Origin of the sequence: Sphingomonas sp. 4RDLI-65 (genome assembly GCF_049472435.1) — a bacterium.
Taxonomy (GTDB): domain Bacteria; phylum Pseudomonadota; class Alphaproteobacteria; order Sphingomonadales; family Sphingomonadaceae; genus Sphingomonas.
This window is the reverse complement of the sequence record NZ_JBCEBT010000001.1, coordinates 843,909-863,391: the sequence shown is the minus strand read 5'-3', so window position 1 is coordinate 863,391 and position 19,483 is coordinate 843,909. Positions and strand designations below refer to the sequence as shown.

The 19,483-nt window shown below is 65.8% G+C and carries 17 protein-coding genes; 11 read left to right on the top strand and 6 right to left on the bottom strand.

Annotated elements, in window-relative coordinates:
- Positions 1-288: 288 nt before the first annotated feature.
- On the bottom strand, positions 289-2,607 hold the full coding sequence (gene clpA / locus VH567_RS03760) for an ATP-dependent Clp protease ATP-binding subunit ClpA (RefSeq protein ID WP_423323258.1): 2,319 nt from the start codon (positions 2,605-2,607) through the stop codon (positions 289-291).
- Between the two features lie 143 nt (positions 2,608-2,750).
- The gene (locus VH567_RS03755) at positions 2,751-2,945 is read right to left on the bottom strand and encodes a DUF1192 domain-containing protein (protein WP_176501302.1); all 195 of its coding nucleotides are present in this window, start codon (positions 2,943-2,945) and stop codon (positions 2,751-2,753) included.
- A 124-nt stretch (positions 2,946-3,069) separates the two neighbouring features.
- Between VH567_RS03755 and VH567_RS03750 the strand changes: the two genes are divergently transcribed.
- On the top strand, positions 3,070-4,050 hold the full coding sequence (locus tag VH567_RS03750; protein WP_423323254.1) for an NAD(P)H-quinone oxidoreductase: 981 nt from the start codon (positions 3,070-3,072) through the stop codon (positions 4,048-4,050).
- Positions 4,051-4,371: 321 nt separating this feature from the next.
- Here VH567_RS03750 and VH567_RS03745 read toward each other — a convergent pair whose 3' ends face one another.
- Positions 4,372-4,623 (bottom strand): hypothetical protein, encoded by a 252-nt coding sequence (locus VH567_RS03745; protein ID WP_423323252.1) that lies wholly within the window; start codon positions 4,621-4,623, stop codon positions 4,372-4,374.
- Positions 4,624-4,790: 167 nt separating this feature from the next.
- On the opposite strand from VH567_RS03745, the gene VH567_RS03740 reads away from it, so the two are divergent.
- From VH567_RS03740 to VH567_RS03715, 6 genes are all read left to right on the top strand, one after another.
- Entirely contained in the window at positions 4,791-5,675 is an 885-nt protein-coding gene (locus VH567_RS03740) for a UDP-2,3-diacylglucosamine diphosphatase (RefSeq protein WP_423323250.1), read from the top strand.
- A 162-nt stretch (positions 5,676-5,837) separates the two neighbouring features.
- The gene (locus VH567_RS03735) at positions 5,838-6,860 is read left to right on the top strand and encodes a glycosyltransferase family 4 protein (RefSeq protein ID WP_423323248.1); all 1,023 of its coding nucleotides are present in this window, start codon (positions 5,838-5,840) and stop codon (positions 6,858-6,860) included.
- Between the two features lie 99 nt (positions 6,861-6,959).
- Positions 6,960-7,637, top strand: a complete 678-nt coding sequence (locus VH567_RS03730; protein ID WP_055873545.1) for a DUF1013 domain-containing protein — start codon at positions 6,960-6,962, stop codon at positions 7,635-7,637.
- Positions 7,638-8,057: 420 nt separating this feature from the next.
- Positions 8,058-9,122 (top strand): MBL fold metallo-hydrolase, encoded by a 1,065-nt coding sequence (locus VH567_RS03725; protein ID WP_423323245.1) that lies wholly within the window; start codon positions 8,058-8,060, stop codon positions 9,120-9,122.
- 34 nt (positions 9,123-9,156) lie between these two features.
- Entirely contained in the window at positions 9,157-10,026 is an 870-nt protein-coding gene (locus VH567_RS03720; RefSeq protein ID WP_423323243.1) for a dienelactone hydrolase family protein, read from the top strand.
- Between the two features lie 161 nt (positions 10,027-10,187).
- Positions 10,188-10,802 (top strand): glutathione S-transferase family protein, encoded by a 615-nt coding sequence (locus VH567_RS03715; RefSeq protein ID WP_423323241.1) that lies wholly within the window; start codon positions 10,188-10,190, stop codon positions 10,800-10,802.
- A gap of 498 nt (positions 10,803-11,300) precedes the next feature.
- On the opposite strand, the gene VH567_RS03710 is transcribed toward VH567_RS03715, so the two are convergent.
- The 3 genes from VH567_RS03710 to VH567_RS03700 form a co-directional block, all read right to left on the bottom strand.
- Positions 11,301-11,819, bottom strand: a complete 519-nt coding sequence (locus VH567_RS03710; protein WP_332754975.1) for a thioredoxin family protein — start codon at positions 11,817-11,819, stop codon at positions 11,301-11,303.
- A 5-nt stretch (positions 11,820-11,824) separates the two neighbouring features.
- Positions 11,825-13,501 (bottom strand): DEAD/DEAH box helicase, encoded by a 1,677-nt coding sequence (locus tag VH567_RS03705; RefSeq protein WP_423323239.1) that lies wholly within the window; start codon positions 13,499-13,501, stop codon positions 11,825-11,827.
- A gap of 299 nt (positions 13,502-13,800) precedes the next feature.
- Positions 13,801-14,283, bottom strand: a complete 483-nt coding sequence (locus tag VH567_RS03700) for a hypothetical protein (RefSeq protein WP_423323237.1) — start codon at positions 14,281-14,283, stop codon at positions 13,801-13,803.
- A 121-nt stretch (positions 14,284-14,404) separates the two neighbouring features.
- Here VH567_RS03700 and VH567_RS03695 point away from each other — a divergent pair, with 121 nt between their 5' ends.
- The 4 genes from VH567_RS03695 to VH567_RS03680 all read left to right on the top strand — a co-directional run bounded on the left by VH567_RS03695 (position 14,405) and on the right by VH567_RS03680 (position 19,477).
- Positions 14,405-15,805 carry an FAD-binding oxidoreductase gene (locus tag VH567_RS03695; RefSeq protein WP_423323712.1) on the top strand — a complete coding sequence of 467 codons (1,401 nt, stop codon included), beginning with the start codon at positions 14,405-14,407 and terminating at the stop codon, positions 15,803-15,805.
- Between the two features lie 257 nt (positions 15,806-16,062).
- The gene (locus VH567_RS03690) at positions 16,063-16,839 is read left to right on the top strand and encodes a SapC family protein (protein ID WP_423323235.1); all 777 of its coding nucleotides are present in this window, start codon (positions 16,063-16,065) and stop codon (positions 16,837-16,839) included.
- A gap of 10 nt (positions 16,840-16,849) precedes the next feature.
- On the top strand, positions 16,850-17,413 hold the full coding sequence (locus VH567_RS03685) for a cytochrome b (RefSeq protein WP_423323233.1): 564 nt from the start codon (positions 16,850-16,852) through the stop codon (positions 17,411-17,413).
- Positions 17,414-17,929: 516 nt separating this feature from the next.
- Positions 17,930-19,477, top strand: a complete 1,548-nt coding sequence (locus tag VH567_RS03680) for a cation:proton antiporter (RefSeq protein ID WP_423323231.1) — start codon at positions 17,930-17,932, stop codon at positions 19,475-19,477.
- Positions 19,478-19,483: the final 6 nt, after the last annotated feature.

Genomic DNA, 19,483 nt, shown 5'->3' with positions numbered 1-19,483 from the left:
CCTCACCAATTGGGCCCCGGCCTTCGCCGGGGTGGTGGTGAACGTTGGAGGAGTGATTGCCCGGGCACGCCTGCCAACGTAGACCCAGCCCGCGCCTCTGTGTTCTCCCGCGAAGGCGGGAGCCCAGTCTGGGTCCCCGCCCTCGCGGGGAAACAAGCTTTTCTCGTTGTCAGCGTTCCGAACCAAAATCCCGACGTTCGACCCGATCCACCCACAACGCGTCCACAAAAAAGCCCGCCGCCGGATCGCTCCGACGGCAGGCCCTTCACCTCAAACCGCAACCCGCGATTACTTCGCGTCGACGGTCTCCACCTTGCCCTTCTTCTTGGGCTTCTTCGGTGCCGCCGGCTCGATCGCGAACGACAACGCGCCGTCCTTCATCTTCACCGTCACCTCGCCACCGTGGACCAGCTTGCCGAACAGCAGTTCCTCAGCAAGCGGCTGCTTGATCTTCTCCTGGATCAGGCGACCCATCGGCCGTGCGCCGTACAGCTTGTCATAGCCCTTGGTCGTGAGCCACGCCTTCGACTCGTCGTCGAGCATGATATGCACGCCGCGGTCCGCCAGCTGGAGTTCAAGCTGGAGGATGAACTTGTCCACCACCCGCGCCACCACTTCGGTCGGCAGATACCCGAACGGTACCACCGCATCGAGACGGTTGCGGAATTCCGGCGTGAACATCTTCGTCACCGCCACCTCGTCCTCGCCCTCGCGCGACAAATTGCCGAAGCCGACCGTCTCGCGCGCCATGTCGCTGGCACCCGCATTGGTCGTCATGATAAGGATGACGTTGCGGAAATCGACCGACTTGCCATGCTGGTCGGTCAGCCGCCCGTTATCCATCACCTGCAACAGGATGTTGAACAGGTCCGGATGCGCCTTCTCGATCTCGTCGAGCAGAAGCACGCAGTGCGGATTCTGATCGATCGCATCGGTCAGCAAACCACCCTGGTCGAACCCAACATAGCCCGGAGGCGCACCGATCAGACGACTGACCGAATGCCGCTCCATATATTCGGACATGTCGAACCGCTGGAGCGGGATGCCGAGGATCGTCGACAGCTGCTTGGCGACCTCGGTCTTGCCGACGCCGGTAGGCCCGGTGAACAGATAGTTGCCGATCGGCTTCTCCGGCTCGCGCAGACCCGCACGCGCCAGCTTGATCGCCGACGACAGCTTCTCGATCGCCGCATTCTGCCCGAACACCACGCGCTTCAGATCCGTCTCGAGCGTGGCAAGCGCCAGCTTGTCATCGGTCGAGACCGACTTCGGCGGGATGCGTGCCATCGTCGCAATGACCTGTTCGATCTCCTTGGGCGTAATCGTCTTCTTGCGCTTGTTCGGCGGCACCAGCATCTGCATCGCGCCAACCTCGTCGATCACGTCGATCGCCTTGTCCGGCAGCTTGCGGTCATTGATGTACCGCGCCGACAGCTCGACCGCCGACTTGATCGCATCGGGGGTGTACTTGACGTTGTGATGATCCTCGAACGCCGAGCGCAGGCCGGCGAGGATTTTGATGGTATCCTCGATCGTCGGCTCGTTCACGTCGATCTTCTGGAAGCGCCGCAGCAACGCGCGGTCCTTCTCAAAGTGATTGCGGAACTCCTTGTACGTCGTCGAGCCGATGCAACGGATCGTCCCGCCGCTAAGCGCAGGCTTGAGCAGGTTCGAGGCATCCATCGCCCCACCACTCGTCGCACCAGCGCCGATGACGGTGTGGATCTCGTCGATGAACAGCACGGCATCAGGCAGCTTCTCGAGCTCGTTGACGACCGCCTTCAAGCGCTCCTCAAAGTCGCCACGATACCGCGTCCCCGCCAGCAACGCGCCCATGTCGAGCGAGTAGATCACCGCTGGCAACAGCACGTCGGGCACGTCGCCCTCGACGATCTTACGCGCGAGACCCTCTGCGATCGCGGTCTTGCCGACGCCGGGATCACCGACATAGAGTGGGTTGTTCTTCGACCGGCGGCACAGGATCTGAATCGTGCGATCCACCTCCGGCCCGCGCCCGATCAGGGGATCGACCTTGCCGTTCTTGGCCTTCTCGTTGAGGTCGACCGTGAATTGCTTGAGCGCGCTTTCCGTCTTGCCCTTCTCCTGTCCCTTGGCCGGCTTCTCGTCGTCCGCACCCTTTGGTGTGGATGCTTCGGTCGCCTGCTGCCCGCCCTTGCCGACGCCGTGGCTGATGAAGCTCACTGCATCGAGGCGGCTCATGTCCTGCTGCTGCAGGAAATAGACGGCATAGCTCTCGCGCTCACTGAACAAGGCGACGAGCACGTTGGCGCCGGTCACTTCGTCGCGGCCCGAGGACTGGACGTGGAGGATAGCGCGCTGGACGACGCGCTGGAACCCGCTGGTGGGGGAGGGATCGGTAGCCGCATCGACCTTCAGCGCATCGAGTTCGCTATCGAGGTAGTGCGAGACGGTGTTCTTCAGATCGCCGATCTCGACGTTGCACGCGGTCATGACCTTCGACGCATGTTCGTCGTCGATCAGCGCGAGCAGCAGATGCTCCAGCGTCGCATATTCGTGGCGCCGGGACGATGCCGCCTCGAGCGCCTTGTGCAGCGTGGTCTCGAGGGCGGGTGCAAATGATGGCATTTACAATACTCCTGTCGGGCCGCGAGAACGCGAGCCCTTTGCCACTATGTCGGAACTGATATCGGTCGCATCAAGCACTTGAACCCGGCCCCGTCCGTTCCTGCGCTGCTTAAATGCGGCGCTCGTGGTGGCGGGGAGGGCATTCACCGCCTGAACAGGTCGTCGGCGATGGCGCGGTGACTGACGGCACGGTCCTTCTTGACCTGGCAGCGCGCGATCTCGCCCTGCAGCACCGTGATGCGTGCATCGAGCTCGGCGACCGACAACGGATCGAGGTCCTGCCGCACCAGTGCGTCAAGCAGATCGTCGGGACGGGAGGGGGCGTCTTCCAGGTCCATCGTGTCTGTAACGTTGACCCGCACCCGAGTGATGTCAATAAGGCGCGGAGTTCAAAAGGGACGTGACGAGCAGATGACCGCGATACCCGAAAACAAATCGAATAACTTAAGTGTACCTGACGTCATGAAGGCGATCGATCCTGAACAGCCCGGCGGTCCCGAAGTCCTGGTGCTCGTCGACCGTCCGGTGCCGCAGCCGGGGCCGGGCGAGGTGCTAGTCAGAGTAGCCGCGGCTGGCGTCAATCGCCCCGAAGTCATGCAGCGCCAGGGCAAATATCCGCCCCCGCCGGGTGCGCCGTCGATCCTCGGCATGGAAATTTCCGGCACGATCGTCGCGGTCGGCGAAGGCGTCGGCGACGAGCAGGTCGGGCAACTCGTCTGCGCGCTGATCTCGGGTGGCGCGTACGCCGAATACGCGGTCGCGCCGTTCGGCCAGTGCCTGCCCGTCCCCGAGGCGCTGACGATGATCGAGGCGGCGGCGATGCCCGAGACGCTGTTCACCGTCTGGACCAACCTCTTCGAGCGCGCCTACGCGATGGAAGGCGATACCGTCCTCGTCCACGGCGGCACCAGCGGCATCGGCACGATGGCGATCGGCCTGTGCAACGTCTTCGGGATCGACATCATCGTCACCGCCGGCTCCAAGGCGAAGTGCGAAGCGGCCTTGAGCCTCGGTGCCACGCACGCGATCGACTACAAGTCCGAGGATTTCGTCGAGCGCGTGAAGCAGATCACCGGCGGCAAGGGCGTCGCCGCGGTGCTCGACATGGTCGGCGGCGACTACGTGCCCCGCAACCTGCAATGCCTCGCGGACGACGGCCGCCACGTGTCGATCGCGGTCATGGGCGGCATGACGGCGACCGTCCCCCTGTTCGAAATCATGCGCCGCCGCCTGACGCTGACCGGCTCGACTCTCCGCCCGCGGGACACCGCGTTCAAGTCGCTGGTCGCCGACGAGTTGGCTAGGACGGTTTGGCCGCACGTCGAGGCCGGCAAGCTGAAACCAGTCATCGACCGCACCTTCGCCTTCGCGGATGCCCCGGCTGCTCATACCCGGATGGAAGCGGGCGATCACGTCGGAAAGATCGTGCTGACGATGGAGTGAGCGGGGAGACGAATTTTCCTCGGCCCGTCCGCCGGTCCGCCGTCACCCCAGCGAAAGCTGGGGTATCCCCGTTTTTGACGCAACGCTTACCAAGCTCAACACCACCCCGGCGAAGGCCGGGGCCCAATTGGGAGCGCTGAGTAAGGACGCGACGTGCATCGTTACCGCGACCCTGCCGCTTGGGCCCCGGCCTCCGCCGGGGTGGGATACCTTTACAGGAATGCTCGAACCTCAGATTGTTCTCCCGCGAAGGCGGGAGCCCAGTCTGGACCCCCGCCTTCGCGGGGAAACATGCTTTCTATCTAAATGCGACAGCTAGCCTCAGTTACTGTCCGAATCATCATCCCCACCGCTGGTCGCCAGCAGCACGCCAACCACCAACGCCGCCAGGATGCCGATGCTGACGTAAGTCGCGGTCGGACCCTCGGCGAGCTTGCCCTTGCCCGACGTCGCGGTGCCCGCCCGCGCGGGCGACAACGACGCTGCCGGATTTGCCGCCGAAGCCATCGTCGGCGCAACCATCATCGCTGCGCCCGCAACAGCCACCGAAACACGCTTGAAACCAAATTTCACGATATTGTCTCCCAGTAAAACCACCGCATAGGGACAGCTTCCCCGCGATTCGTCAACGCGTTCGCGTACACCGGGGGCATCGACTTCGAACCGTCACCAGACTGCGACTACGCTGTCACAATAGTCGGCTAGATCATCGCCAAGGGATAGATTTGCGGGGTAAGGCCATGAACGCCGTCACGACGTTTCTGCCATCTGGCATCGGTGGTGCCGACATCACCGATATCACCGACTTCATCCACTCGCGCCCGGCGGTTCCCGAACCGATCGTCGAGCGGCGCCAATACCGCACGATCTGGATCTCCGACGTTCACCTCGGCACGCGCGGTTGCAACGCCGGGATGCTCAACGACTTCCTCGACCACGTCGACAGCGAGACGATGTACCTCGTCGGCGACATGATCGACGGCTGGCGGCTGAAGAAGAAATTCTACTGGCCCGCCGCGCACAACGACGTCCTCTGGCGCCTGCTCAAGCGCGCCAAGCGCGGTACCCGCGTCGTCTACATCCCCGGCAATCACGACGAAGTCTTCCGCCAATATTCCGGGCTCGATTTCGGCGGCATCTCGATCCGCCGGAAGGCGATCCATGAGACCGCCGACGGCCGCCGCCTGCTGGTGCTCCACGGCGACGAGTTCGACGCGATCACGCTCGCGCACCGCTGGGTCGCGCATATCGGCGATGCTGCCTACACGATGCTGATGGGGCTCAACCGCTGGGTCAACGCCGCGCGGCGTCGGATGGGCATGCCCTATTGGTCGCTGTCGAAGCACGCCAAGGCCAAGGTCAAGAACGCGGTCGCCTTCATCTCGCACTTCGAGGAGGTCGTCGCGCATGCCGCCGGCGTCCGCGGCGTCGAGGGCGTCGTCTGCGGCCACATCCACACCGCAGAAATGCGCGAGATCGCCGGCATCGCCTATTACAACGACGGCGACTGGGTAGAGGGCTGCACGGCCTTGGTCGAGCATTTCGACGGCCACATGGAACTCCTCCACTGGGGCGACGAGATCGCCGCTCGCGAGCGCGACAAGGTCGTCACGTTGGCCGCCTAACTAACCCTCTCCCCGACGGGGAGAGGGCAAGCTGCGTCAGCGGCGCGGGTGAGGGCAAGTCCACAACGCCTGTAAAAGCGTGCCCTCACCCTCCCACCCGGCTGCGCCGGCCGGGCCCCGCCCTCTCCCCAACGGGAGAGGGGTTAGAACGGAGAAAACACGATGCGTATCGCGATCGTCACCGACGCCTGGAGCCCGCAAATCAACGGCGTCGTCCGCACCCTCCAGGCGGTCCGCAAGGAACTCGAATCGATCGGCCACCAGGTCCTGATCGTATCTCCCGAACAGTTCGCCTCGATGCCATGCCCGACCTACCCCGAGATCCGCCTCGCCTTCGCGCGCTCGGGCGCAGTCGGCCGCCTGCTGGCAAGCTTCGGCGCCGACGCGATCCACCTCGCCACCGAAGGTCCGGTCTGCCTCGCCGCCCGCACCTGGTGCCTTGCCCGCGCGCTCCCGTTCACCACCGCCTATCACACGCAGTTCCCCGATTACGTCGCCGCCCGCACCGGTGCGAACCCGGACTGGATCTGGCGCTATATCCGCTGGTTCCACCGCCCCGCGCAGTCGATCCTCGTCTCCACGCCATCGGTCGCCAGGACGCTGGCGGACCAGGGCCTGCATCAGGTCCGCGAATGGGGCAGGGGCGTCGACTTCGCGCAGTTCGGCCTCGATGGCGCCCGCGACCCTGAGCTGGCTGCGCTGCCCGGTCCGATCCAGCTTTACGTCGGCAGAGTCGCGGTCGAGAAGAATATCGAGGCGTTCCTGTCCTCCACGCATCCCGGCACGAAAGTCGTCGTCGGCGAAGGACCCGCCCGCGCCACGCTAGCCCGCCGCTTCCCAAAAGCGGTTTTCCTGGGCCAGCGCTCGGGCCTAGATCTCGCCGCCGCCTACCGCACCGCCGACGTCCTCGTCTTCCCCAGCCGCACCGACACCTTCGGCCTCGTCATGATCGAAGCGCTGGCGTGCGGAACACCAGTGGCGGCCTACCCGGTAACCGGCCCGATCGACGTCCTCGACGACCGCGTCGGCGCGATGCACGAATACCTGGACACCGCGATCGCCACGGCGCTGACCCGCGACTCCGTCACCTGCGCCGCCTACGCCGCGCGCTACAGCTGGCCCGCCAGCGCGCGCCAGTTCCTCCACGCGCTCGTCCCGCTGGAAAGGAAGCTGTTGGCCGCCTGAGCTTGTTCGCTTGCCTGTTGCCCCTGCGCGCACTAAGTCTCTTTCATGTCAGGCCGCTCCGAAAGGGGCGGCCCTTTCTATTTTTACGGAGTTTCCGCCGTGGCCCAGCCGCTCATGCCCCACGCGACCGCCGCCTGGATGGTCGACAATACCGCGCTCAGCTTCGAGCAGATCGCGGACTTCTGCGGCCTGCACATCCTCGAGATCCAGGCGATCGCCGACGACACCACCTCGACCAAGCTGACCGGTCGCGATCCGGTCCGTGCCCACGAAGTCACGCAGGACGAGATCGACAAGGGTGCCGCCGATCCGGACTACCAGCTCAAGATGATCAAGGGCCCCGAGCAGGTCCGCCGCACCAAGGGCCCGCGCTACACGCCGGTCTCGAAGCGCCAGGACAAGCCCGACGGCATCTCGTGGATTATCCGCAACCACCCGGAGATCACCGACGGCGCGATCTCGCTGCTGATCGGCACGACCCGCACGACGATCGCCGCGATCCGCGACCGCAGCCACTGGAATATCGCCAACATCACGCCAAAGGATCCGGTTACCCTAGGTCTGACGTCGCAGCGCGAGTTGGATGCGGCAGTAGCGAAGGCGGCAAAGGCAGCCGGCATGGAAGCGCCGACCGACACCCGCCTCGAAGGCGACCGCGAAGTGCTCCTCCAGCAACTCCGCGCCGAGCGTACCCAGGCGGCCGCGGACGCGCAGTTCGTGGCAGACGGCGGCGTCCTCCCCGTCAAGCCGCTCTTCGACGACCCCTTCAAGCGCTGACCCTTCTTTCCCCTCCCGCAAGCGGGAGGGGGCAGGGGGTGGGCTCGCGCTCTCCTCCTGCGATACGGCTAGCGAGGATCGCCAGCCCGGCAGGCCGTGACCGTATCCGGCGACAGCCCGAACGTCGTTGTTCTCCCGCGAAGGCGGGAGCCCAGTCTGGGTCCCCGCCTTCGCGGGGAAACAAGTTTCCTTCGTTTCAAGCGAGAACCCATCTAATCCTCCCCCGCCAGGGGGAGGTGGCTGGCACTTGCCAGACGGAGGGGGAGGTAAGCGAAAACCTCGGTTCCGTGTCCTCCCCCTCCGACACCTTCGGTGCCCCCCCTTGCGGGGAGGATTGCGAAGGTCGGGATTGGGCGGGAACAGTCGCGACGACGTTGGCCAGCACTATCTCCCGCCACATCCAGTTGCTAACCGCAACGGATGGCAACCGCACCCGACACCGATTTCGCGCCGACCAGCCACAAGGGCTTGACCTACCCCTTCGGTGGCGCAGAGCCCGCAGCCGGGGACGTCTTCGAGGTCGCCCCCGGCATAGACTGGGTCCGCCTCAAGATCCCCGGCCCGCTAAAACACGTAAATTGCTGGCTCCTCGCCGACACCGACGGCGAAGCCCTAGTCGACACCGGCATGAACACCGCAGACGCCCGCGACGCCTGGAAAGCCATCTTCAACGGCCCCAAGTCCGGCGTCCGCATCACGAAAATGATCGGCACCCACTTCCACCCGGACCATATCGGCCTCGCCGGCTGGATGTGCGACCACCACGTCGCCCCCCTGATCATGACCCGAGCCGAGTGGCTCACCGCGCGCATGCTCGCTGCCGACGCCCGCGACTCGGTCCCGCACGAGATGCTCGCCTTCTGGCGCGGCGCAGGATGGAGCCCAGACCAGATCGACCACGCCACCGCCAAGGGCTGGGCCGGCTTCCGCAAGATCATCACCCCGCTCCCGCTCAGCTACACCCGCATCGAAGACGGTGACACGCTCACCATCGGCACGCGCGACTGGCGGATCGTTACCGGCTCCGGTCACTGCCCCGAACACGCGTGCCTGTACGACGAAGCCGGCGGCATCCTCATCGCCGGCGACCAGGTCCTTCCCCGCATCAGCCCCAACGTCTCGCTAGGCGTCACCGAACCGAACGCCGACCCGCTGGGCGAATGGTTCGCCTCGATCGCCAAGCTCAAGACGCTGCCGGCAGACTTGCTCGTCCTCCCCGGCCATGGCGACCCGTTCACCGGCCTCCACACGCGCCTCGACGCGATGGACCGCGAACACCGCGAGCGACTCGACGAACTCGCCGTCTTCCTCGCCGAACCCCGCCGCGCGGTCGACTGTTTCGGCCGGCTGTTCCGCCGCGCGATTGGGCAGGACGTCCTCGGCATGGCGACCGGCGAGGCACTGGCGCATCTTCGCCGCCTCGAAGTCGAAGACCGAGCGACCCGCGACACGCACGATGGCGTATGGTGGTGGCGGGCAGCCTGAGTTAGCATGCGGCCAAATTCAAGAGGATAGCCCCATGTGCGACGAGCATACCGCAGACGATAACGAAGCGTATCTGGCCGGCGTCTCGCGCCGCCAGTTCGGCGTGATGACCGGCGCGATGGGCCTCACGATGCTGCTGCCCGCCCCCGCGAACGCCGCCACGATCAAGGGTCGCGACGTCGCGATCACCACGCCCGACGGCAACGCTGACGCCTATTTCGTCGCGCCCGCCACCGGCAAGCACCCCGGCGTGCTGATCTGGCCCGATATCATGGGCCTGCGCCCCGCCTTCCGCCAGATGGCCGACCGCCTCGCGCAATCCGGCTATGCGGTGCTCGTCGTCAACCAGTTCTACCGCTCGACCAAGGCGCCGTTCCTCGCCCCCGGCGAGTCGTACGACCAGCCCGCCGTCCGCGCCCGCATCGCGCCCTTCCGCGAAGCGCTCACATCCGAAGGCACGGTGCGTGATGCGAAGGCCTTCACCGCCTTCATCGACGCGCAACCGCAGGTCGATCGCAAGCGTGGGCTGGCCACCACCGGCTATTGCATGGGCGGTCCTATGGTAATGCGCACAGCCGCAGCCGTCCCCAACCGGATCCGCGCAGGCGCGACCTTCCACGGCGGTGGGTTCGTCACCGACACGCCCGACAGCCCGCATCTCCTAATCCCGCGGATGAAGGGCCGATACCTGATCGCGATCGCTGCCAACGACGACGCCCGCTCGCCCACCGAAAAGGATACGCTCCGCACCGCCTTCGCCGCGGCGAAACTGCCCGCCGAGATCGAGGTCTACGCCGGCACGATGCACGGCTGGTGCCCGCCCGACTCGAAGGTCTACAACGCAGCCCAGGCGGACAAGGCCTGGGCCCGCATGCTGGCGTTGTTCGACAAAGCGCTGGTGTGAGGTGAGGGGGCTCCACTGTACGGCGCCCCTTATCCTTGTTCTCCCGCGAAGGCGGGAGCCCAGTCTGGATCCCCGCCTTCGCGGGGAAACATACTCGCGCGCTTGACCGCACCTACTCCCCATGAGACCATCGTTCACGATCCGTTCTCAAGGAGAGTCGCATGACGCTGACCCTGTACACCAACCCGATGTCGCGAGGTCGGATCGCGCGGTGGATGCTCGAAGAGGTCGACGCCGAGTATGAGATCGTCATCCTCGACTACGATACGACGATGAAGGCCGAGCCGTATCTGTCGATCAACCCGATGGCCAAGGTCCCGGCGATCGTCCACAACCACAAGACCGTCACCGAATGCGCCGCGATCTGCGCGTACCTCGCCGACGCGTTCCCCGACGCCGACCTCGCCCCCCGCGACGAAGAACGCGCCGATTACTATCGCTGGCTCTTCTACGCCGCCGGCCCGGTCGAAGCCGCCACTGGCAACCGCGCGCTCGGCGTCGTGCCCGATGCCGCGCAGCAACGGATGATTGGCTATGGCAGCTTCGATCGGGTGATCGACGTGCTCGAACAGGCCGTGGCAGCGCACTCGTACATCGCCGGCAACCGCTTCACGGCCGCCGACGTCTATGTCGGATCGCAGGTCATCTGGGGCATGCAGTTCGGCTGGCTGCCGAAGCGTGAAGCGTTCGCGGACTATGCCGCGCGCCTGATCGAACGCCCGGCGTACCTGCGCGCCGCAGCACTGGACGACGCCCTGATCGCGGTTGCCGCGTAAGAACGAGCCAGCGACCAGCCAACCAAACCCGTCATCCTGACGAAAGTCAGGACGAAGGAGTTAACGCCCGTGGCTCGGGGGCCTGACTTTCGTCAGGATGACGGCGGGGGTTCGAACGAACGGAGCGTGTCGAGATCGGCTTTCTGGAGGACCGTTTACGGTCGCAGCCCAGTGGTGCGCACCGGATCGACCTTATACGGGCATGGGGCGTGAGACCCGCACTGACCAAAAAGAAGGCCGAATCACGAACACGACTGGCGCAATAGTCCCACAAACCTTGCCCTCACCCTTCCCACGGCCAAGTGGCCGCGGGCCCCTTCCCTCTCCCATCGGGAGAGGGAGAGACGCGAATGCGGCGATAGGTGAGGGCACGCGCCGATCGAGTTCGTCAAATATCAGACGCTACGACCGCCGTCTCGGCACGTGACGCGAGATGCCCATCCCGGACCCAACGGGCAGCGATAAGTCAGCCGCTAACCGATTTTCACAAATCCCCGATCAGGCCGCCCACTTCGCCAGCCAGTCGGCCAGCGCCTGCGGACCCATCGACCGCGCATCCGCCAACTCGGTCTCATGCCCAGCGTTCAGCAACCGGTTGCTCCGCGGATCGACGACCAGCACCGCCGGCACGCCCTTAAGCCGTCCCTTGATGCCATACCCCGCGGCGATCTGACCGTTCTTGTCGAACCGGCCGATGTCGACCGTCACCACCACGAACTTGCTGTCGACGAAACGCTTCATCTCCGGCAGGTCGATCGTCCCCGCGAGCAGACGGCAGTCGAGGCACCAGTTGCCGCCGAGATCGATCAGCAACCGCTTGTGCGTCTTCAGTGCCCGCGCCCGCGCTGCCGCAACCTGCGCATTGGCGTTCGCCGACTCGTTATACGGCAGCGGCAAGGGCTGCGGCAGCTTGTCGAAGCTCGTCGTGTTGACGTGCGGCGCCACGACTTTCGCACGGGGCGCAGCGGGAGCGGCCACGGCAGTCGCGAGCAAGGCAAGCGCGGCGATACGGCGCATCGACATCATTCATATCCTCCGATCACGGCATTCAGGAAGCTCGGAAAAGGTCCGTTCCAGCCATCCGCCGGCGTATCGGCGACCGGTTGGCGGCGACCACCGGTTGGATCCGCAGGAATGCGCTCCGTCCGTGGCGGCTCGACCTTTGCCGCTTCCGTACGAACAGGTTGCGAGCGAACCGGTTCCGACCGCACTGGCTCAGACCGAATGGGCGCCGCGTGAACTGGTTCGACATATGCCGGTTCGACCTGCACCGGCTCGACCCGTGCCGGCTCCGCAACGCGCGGCTTCACCGCAGGAACGGGCTCGTCGATCGGCGTACGCTCCCAGCGCGGGCGCTTCGCCACAGCGACGGGCTCGACCGCAGCCAGTACCTCGGCGACGATCGCCGGGGCCACCGTATCTGCCCGTGGCACCCGCCGCGTACGGGGCCGATCCGACTCTTCGGCAGCCGCCGCAACCGGCACCGGCGTAAACGTCTCGGACCGCGCGCCGCGACGCGGCCGTGCGCGCCGCGCCGTGCCATCGTCTTCGGTCGCAGCAGCAACCGGCGCCGTCTTCGGCTCGGCACCCTTCAGCCGCTCGATCGTCTGCCCGGTAAGCTTCTCGATATTGATGATATTCTCGGCATCGTCGGGCGCGACGAACGTGTACGCCGTCCCCGTCGCGCCGGCGCGACCCGTGCGACCGATCCGGTGGACATAGTCGTCCGGATGCCACGGCGCGTCATAGTTGAACACCGTCGACACGCCCTTGATGTCGAGCCCGCGCGCCGCGACGTCCGACGCCACGAGAATCGTCACCGCACCCGTCTTGAACAGCTCGAGCTCGGCCAGCCGCTGAGGCTGTTCCATGTCGCCGTGGATCTCGCCCGACTTGTAGCCCGCCTGCTTAAGCACCTTGTTGAGGTCGCGCACCGTCGTCTTGCGGTTGCAGAAGATGATCGCGTTGGTCACCTCTTCCTGCGCGAGAATGCGGCGCAGCGTGTCGCGCTTGGCGGTCTGGCTCGGCACCGGTACCAGATACTGCTTGATGTTGAGGTTGGTCGACGCCGGGCGCGACACCTCGATCGTCTTGGGATTGGTCAGGAACTTGTCCGCCAGCTTTTTGATCGGCGGCGGCATCGTCGCGGAGAACAGCAGCGTCTGGCGCTGTTTCGGCAGCTTGGTGCAGATTTCCTCGATGTCGGGGATGAAGCCCATGTCGAGCATCCGGTCCGCCTCGTCGATCACCAGCATCGAACAGCCGTTGAGCATGATCTTGCCGCGCCCGAACAGGTCCATCAGCCGGCCCGGCGTCGCGATCAGGACATCGACGCCCTTCTCCAGCGCCGCGAGCTGGTCGCCCATCGATACGCCGCCGATCAGCAGCGCCATCGAGAGGTTCGAATTGACGCCGTATTTCTCGAAATTCTCCGCCACCTGCGCGGCGAGTTCGCGCGTCGGTTCGAGGATCAGCGAGCGCGGCATCCGCGCGCGGCTGCGGCCATGCGCGAGAATGTCGATCATCGGCAGCACGAACGACGCGGTCTTGCCGGTGCCCGTCTGGGCGATACCGATGATGTCGCGCATCATCAGCACCGACGGGATCGCGCCGGCCTGGATCGGGGTCGGCTCGGTATAGCCGGAGTTGGTGACTGCCTTCAGCAGTTCGTCGGAGAGGCCGAGATCGGCAAAACTCATGCAAATGTCCGGTAAATAGAGGGTGAAATGCACTGCCCTCAAGCGTTCCGGCGCTCGCCGATTTGGCGACAAATGTCAAGGAAACGCGGTGAATGGAGCAGGGGAAGGGGGTGTTTCAGCCAATCTACCCACCATGATCGCCCGCGCGACCACGATCCCACGTCATTCCCGCGAAGGCGGGAACCCATATTGGCTGGCGTTGCAGCATGATCGCCAAGCTCAGAGGATATGGGTCCCCGCCTGCGCGGGGATGACGATAGGTGCGGTGTGCTGTCGTGCAGCACCCTGCATTCCAAACGCTACTTCTTCGGCCGCAAGCTCTTGAACCCGTCGATCTCGCAGCGTGCGCCCGATCGCATCCGGATCGCGTCGCGATCCTTGCAGATCAGACCGTCGGGCCCCGGCCGCAGATAAAACCCCGAATAATAATCGAGCGGCTTGCAGTCGCCGTCGAGCCGCGCGCGAAGCCGGGTCGTGTCGTCCATCACCAGGTCGACCGCGCCCTCCTTGTTGAGCATCGCGCCGGCGATCTCGGCGACCGCGATGCATTTGGGCCCCTTATGCTCCTTCCATTCGCGCGGCGGCGTATAGGTTCGCGCGGGCATCCGGCTCATGCGGGGCACGCGGATGATGATGCGTTCGTGGATCGAGACCTGCGCGACCTGCCTGCCGTCCAGCCCGACACCGGGCCGCGGAGCATCGCGTCCGCCCGCAGCAAGGGGACCTGCAGCAAAGGGCCCCGCGAGCGCGAGCAGGGTGGCGGGAATCGCGGGATGAATCATGCGGGCTGGATCATGCTGACGTAACCGTTAGGGCCAATCGTTGAACGCGCGATGAATTTTGTCTAGCGCTACTCGCGTGCCCCAAATTCAGACAGCAACCCTGACGCCTTCGCAAGCCGCGATGTTGCAAGCGCTAGCCCCGCAGCTCGACGCCAAGGCGATCGTCACCGACCCCGCCGATATAGATCCCTGGCTGCACGACTGGCGCGGCCGGTTCCACGGCGCTGCGCCTGCGATGCTCGCGCCGACCTCGACTGCGGACGTCGCGCTGATCGTCAAGGCTGCCGCCGAGCACCGCGTGCCGCTCGTCGCCCAAGGCGGCAACACCTCGATGGTCGGCGGCGCGACCGCGCCATCGGACGGCAGCGCGCTGATCCTGTCGCTCCGCCGCATGAACACTATCCGCAGCATCGACACCGATGCTGGGCTCGCCATTGCCGAGGCTGGCGTGATCCTCGCCGACCTCGACGGCGCCGCGCAAGGGCAGGGGTGGCGCTTCCCGCTGACGCTCGGCGCGCGCGGCACCGCGACCATCGGCGGGCTCGTCTCGACCAACGCCGGCGGGACGCAGGTGCTCAAGTTCGGCACGATGCGCGGCCTCGTCGCAGGCGTCGAAGCGGTGCTCGCCGACGGCACGATCCACGACGGCCTGTCCGCACTGAAGAAAGACAACCGCGGCTACGACCTCGACCAGCTCTTTATCGGCGCGGAGGGGACGCTGGCGATCGTCACCGCCGCCACGCTCCGCCTCGCTCCCGCGATCGCAGCGCGCGGCACTGCATGGGTCGGCATCGCGTCGCCTCAGGCCGCGCTGAAACTCCTGCGCACGATGCAGGCGAAGACCGACGCGATCGAAAGCTTCGAGATCCTCCCCGCCGGGTCGCTCGACGCCGCCATCGCGCATCTTCCCAACGCTCGCGCGCCACTCGCCGGCCGCCACCCCTGGCATCTCCTGATCGAAGCAACCTCGGCCACCACCGATGGCGAATCCCCCAGCGCGCTCCTAGAACGCCTGCTTGGCAAAGCCCTCGAAGACGGCGCCATCGAAGACGCGACGATCGCGACCAGCGGAGCGCAATCGGAGGCGTTCTGGCTGCTCCGCGACTCGCTTTCCGCGGCCGAGCGCGCGCTTGGCCCCGCGACGCAGCACGACATCTCGATCCCGGTCGAGACAATGCCACGCTTCATGATCGAAGCGGCGGCGGCATGTGACGCGCGCTTCCCCGGCACGCACGCCAGCGGCTTCGGCCATCTCGGCGACGGGAACGTCCATTTCCACGTCCGCGCCGCGCCCGGCACCGACCCTGCGCATTGGTATGCCGAGGACGCGCCGGTCGTCACCCGCTTCGTCGGCGATCTCGTGACTGCGGCCGGCGGCTCGATCTCGGCGGAGCACGGCATCGGCCAGATGAAGCGAGACGAGTTGGAACGCCTGTCCTCACCCGCGCGGATGACGGCGTTGCGCGCGATCAAGGCCGCGCTCGATCCGCTCGGCATCCTCAACCCCGGCAAGCTCGTCTAGGATGATCCTCCCCCGCCAGGGGGAGGTGTCGCCGAAGGTGACGGAGGGGGAGGACATGGAGCAGGTATGGCTCTTACCTCCCCCTCCGTCTGGCAAGTGCCAGCCACCTCCCCCCTGGCCGGGGAGGATCGAAGATAGAAGGGGCACGCTCCAACGATTCCGCACTACACTTGCACCAACCCGCCCCGCGCCATACAGCCTCGCCCCAATCGGTGGCATCGGCCGCCGGCTCAAACATGACCGACCCGGAGAGTATTATGGCCAGCGCCGCCCAGCTTCCGCTTTTCTACAATGGCCTCGAGCCGCTCTCGAGCGACACGCACGCCAACTACAAGGTCCGCCCGCAGGACAGCGCGCCGTTCCTGGTCGGCCAGCACGCGATCCCGATCACCGTCGACGAATTCCCGCTGGTCCAGCGTCACATGCCGATCGTCTTCTCGATCGGTGACGACGCGATCCCGCTCGCGCTGATGGGCCTGAACGAGGGCGTCAACGTGTTCGTCGGCGACGACGGCAAGCTGACGGAGACCACCTTCTACGTGCCCGCCTATGTCCGCCGCTACCCGTACATGCTCGCGCGTCTTCACCCGGATGCACAGGAACTGTCGCTCTGCTTCGATCCGACCTCGCAGGCGCTCGGCGAATTCGACGAGGGCGATGCGCTGTTCGAGGACGGCCAGCCGACCGAACTGACCAAGAACATCCTCGGCTTCAACGAATCGTTCGAACAGGCCGGCGCCCGCACGCAGAACTTCATGAAGGAGCTTCGCGAGCTCGACCTGCTGATGGACGGCGAAGTCACGATCCAGCCCGATGGCGCCGAGCAGCCGTTCGTCTATCGCGGCTTCCAGATGATCAACGAGGAAAAGCTGATCGACCTGCGCGGCGATGCACTGCGCAAGATGAGCAAGTCGGGCATGCTGCCTCTGCTTTATGCGCACCTGTTCTCGCTGTCGCTGATGCGTGATATCTTCGCGCGTCAGGTACAGCTGGGCTCCGCGCCGCAGCAGCAGGCACCGCAGTTCAACGTTTGAGGATACACGCATGACGGCAGCGCGGGATCGTTTGGAACGCTACTCCAGGGTAGCGATCTGGTTGCACTGGACGATCGCGCTGCTCGTCATCCTCAATCTTGCGGTGGGCATCCTGCACGATTCGATACCCATGCTGCGCGCGTGGATGGGCGCGCACAAGGCGCTCGGGATGGCAGTACTCGTCCTGAGCGTAGGGCGGCTTGCATGGCGGATCGCCTACCGCCCGCCGCCGCTGCCCGCGCTGATGCCAGCTTGGGAGAAGGGGCTGGCGCACACCGCGCACCTCGTCCTTTACGTCATGATGATCGGCATGCCGCTGACCGGATGGCTGATGGTGTCGGGCTCGGCCAAGCGCGGGCCGTTCACTTGGTTCGGGCTGTTCGACATCCCGTATCTGCCGGTGTCGACCGCGACGGGGCATTTCGGGCACGAAGCGCATGAGATCCTCGGCTGGATGATGCTCGTACTGATCGTCGCGCACGCCGCCGCTGCGCTGCGCCACCATCTGTTGCTGCGCGACGAGATCCTGGTGCGGATGGCACCGGTTTTTGCCCGCAAGAAGACCGCGGTCTGAAAAAAATTTGGGGTGCGCTGCAACAAGGGTTGAACCAAAACGGCGCTCACCCATTTAGATCCTGTACGGCATCGTGTCCCCCCCTTTCGCGGCGCCGTACGGTACGCTTCTAGCGTACCTCCTCCCTGAACCTAGGCCACTCCGTGCTTCGCACGGGGTGGTTTTTTTTGTCTGCGTGGGGTGGGCGGCGTCGACACCCGTCCGCAGCGCTGACACGGCGGCCATCAATCTCCGGATCCTGGCGTTCGTCAGGATGACGGCGATGTGAGCAGCCCCGGATTCACACGGTATCGCGACCCGTCAGACTCAGAATCCTCCCCCGCCAGGGGGAGGTGGCAGGCGTTAGCCTGACGGAGGGGGAGGCATGCGAAACATCTGCTCCGTGTCCCCCTCCTCCGTCGCCTGCGGCGCCACCTTCCCCTGGCAGGGGAGGATCGCGAGGATAGTGCGATCGCTCGGGGTACACTCGAACTGACCCAGCCGGACCCATCCGCATCCCCCGCCCGTTGCGCCACCGTGCATCTCTTCGAAAGTCTCGACGCCATTCTGCTCGCCGCGCTGGTCCTGCTGGTCCTCGCGCGGAAGCTCAACGTGCCGTATCCGACGCTGCTTGCAGCCGCCGGGCTGGGTTTCGCGCTGCTGCCGTTCGCGCCCAGCATCGCGGTCGAGCCGCATCTGGTGCTGGCGCTGTTCATCGCCCCCGCGCTGCTCCATGCCGCCTACAACACCAGCCCGCGCGCGTTGCGCCGCTACTGGTTCCCACTGCTTTCGCTCGCCGTGTTCGCGGTGCTCGTCACCACCGCGACGGTCGCGCTGGTCGGCGTCACGCTCGGCGGATTGCCCTTGGCTGCCGCGTTCGCGCTCGGCGCAATCGTTGCGCCGCCCGATGCGGCAGCCTCCGAGGCGGTACTCGGCGAAGTCGGCATCCCCCGCCGCGGCCTGCTTCTCCTGCAAGGCGAAAGCCTGCTCAACGATGCCACCGCGTTGCTCCTGTTCGGCCTAGCCAGCGCCTTCGCGACGCATTCGGACACCCCCGTCACGCCGTTGACACTCGCCGCGGCGGTGCCCGGCGGAATCGTCTTCGGCGCGCTCGCCGCCTGGGTCTATCTCCGCATCGCCCCGCTGTTCGCCGGCACGCTGGGATCGAGCATTGCCGATTTCGCGGTTACGTTCGGGATCTGGCTGCTGGCCGAGCGGCTCTACATCTCGTCGGTGCTGGCGGTCGTCACCTTCGGCATGATCCTGTCGCAGCGCCGTCCGATCGGCCAGCCCGCACGCGATCGCCTGCAAAGCGCCGCTGTGTGGTCGGCGGCGATACTGGTGCTCAACATCCTCGCCTTCATGCTGATGGGCCTGCAGGCGCGCGACGTGCTGACGCATCTGCCGGCGGCCGAGCGCTGGCCCGCGATCGGGTTTGCCGCCGCGATCCTCGCGACCGTGCTCGTCACACGGATCGTCTGGGTCTTCTTCATCCGCCTCGTCGAAGGCGCGATCGCCGCGCGCTATGCGCCCGCCTGGCTGCCCAAGCCGCCACCCTGGAACGCGTCGGTCGTGCTGTCGTGGTCGGGCATGCGTGGCCTCCTGACGCTAGCCACCGCGTTTGCGCTGCCGCAGTCGGTACCGGGTCGCGACCTGATCGTGCTCGCCGCGTTCGGCGTCGTCATTGGCACTTTGGTGCTGCAGGGCCTCACGCTCGGCCCGATGATCCGCCGCCTCAGCCTGGGCGACGACACCGGCCTCGCCGACCAGATCGCGCCCGCACGCAAACGCCTGATCGAGGCCGGGCTCGCCGTCCTGCCGGCGCGCGAGGGCGAAGCGGCGGACGCTCTGCGCTTTCGCTACGGCGCGGCGGGCAAGGTCACCGTCGAAGCCGACGATCCCCAGGCAACGTCCGAGTTCGACGAACTCCATCTCGAGATGATCGCCTGCCAGCGAGTCACGCTCCACGCGATGCGCGATTCGGGCGAGATCGCCGAAGACGTCTATCGCCGCCTCCAGGAAGAACTCGACTGGTCCGAAGTCGACGCGCGATCGTTCGGCGACAACGTCCTGACCGCGACCTGATCGTTC

Coding starts and splice junctions, on each gene's coding strand:
- VH567_RS03700 (WP_423323237.1), bottom strand. CDS start 14,283: ATGATTCATCCCGCGATTCCCGCCACCCTGCTCGCGCTCGCGGGGCCC.
- clpA (WP_423323258.1), bottom strand. CDS start 2,607: ATGCCATCATTTGCACCCGCCCTCGAGACCACGCTGCACAAGGCGCTC.
- VH567_RS03695 (WP_423323712.1), top strand. CDS start 14,405: ATGTTGCAAGCGCTAGCCCCGCAGCTCGACGCCAAGGCGATCGTCACC.
- VH567_RS03725 (WP_423323245.1), top strand. CDS start 8,058: ATGGCAACCGCACCCGACACCGATTTCGCGCCGACCAGCCACAAGGGC.
- VH567_RS03750 (WP_423323254.1), top strand. CDS start 3,070: ATGAAGGCGATCGATCCTGAACAGCCCGGCGGTCCCGAAGTCCTGGTG.
- VH567_RS03740 (WP_423323250.1), top strand. CDS start 4,791: ATGAACGCCGTCACGACGTTTCTGCCATCTGGCATCGGTGGTGCCGAC.
- VH567_RS03690 (WP_423323235.1), top strand. CDS start 16,063: ATGGCCAGCGCCGCCCAGCTTCCGCTTTTCTACAATGGCCTCGAGCCG.
- VH567_RS03735 (WP_423323248.1), top strand. CDS start 5,838: ATGCGTATCGCGATCGTCACCGACGCCTGGAGCCCGCAAATCAACGGC.
- VH567_RS03755 (WP_176501302.1), bottom strand. CDS start 2,945: ATGGACCTGGAAGACGCCCCCTCCCGTCCCGACGATCTGCTTGACGCA.
- VH567_RS03710 (WP_332754975.1), bottom strand. CDS start 11,819: ATGCGCCGTATCGCCGCGCTTGCCTTGCTCGCGACTGCCGTGGCCGCT.
- VH567_RS03715 (WP_423323241.1), top strand. CDS start 10,188: ATGACGCTGACCCTGTACACCAACCCGATGTCGCGAGGTCGGATCGCG.
- VH567_RS03720 (WP_423323243.1), top strand. CDS start 9,157: ATGTGCGACGAGCATACCGCAGACGATAACGAAGCGTATCTGGCCGGC.
- VH567_RS03685 (WP_423323233.1), top strand. CDS start 16,850: ATGACGGCAGCGCGGGATCGTTTGGAACGCTACTCCAGGGTAGCGATC.
- VH567_RS03705 (WP_423323239.1), bottom strand. CDS start 13,501: ATGAGTTTTGCCGATCTCGGCCTCTCCGACGAACTGCTGAAGGCAGTC.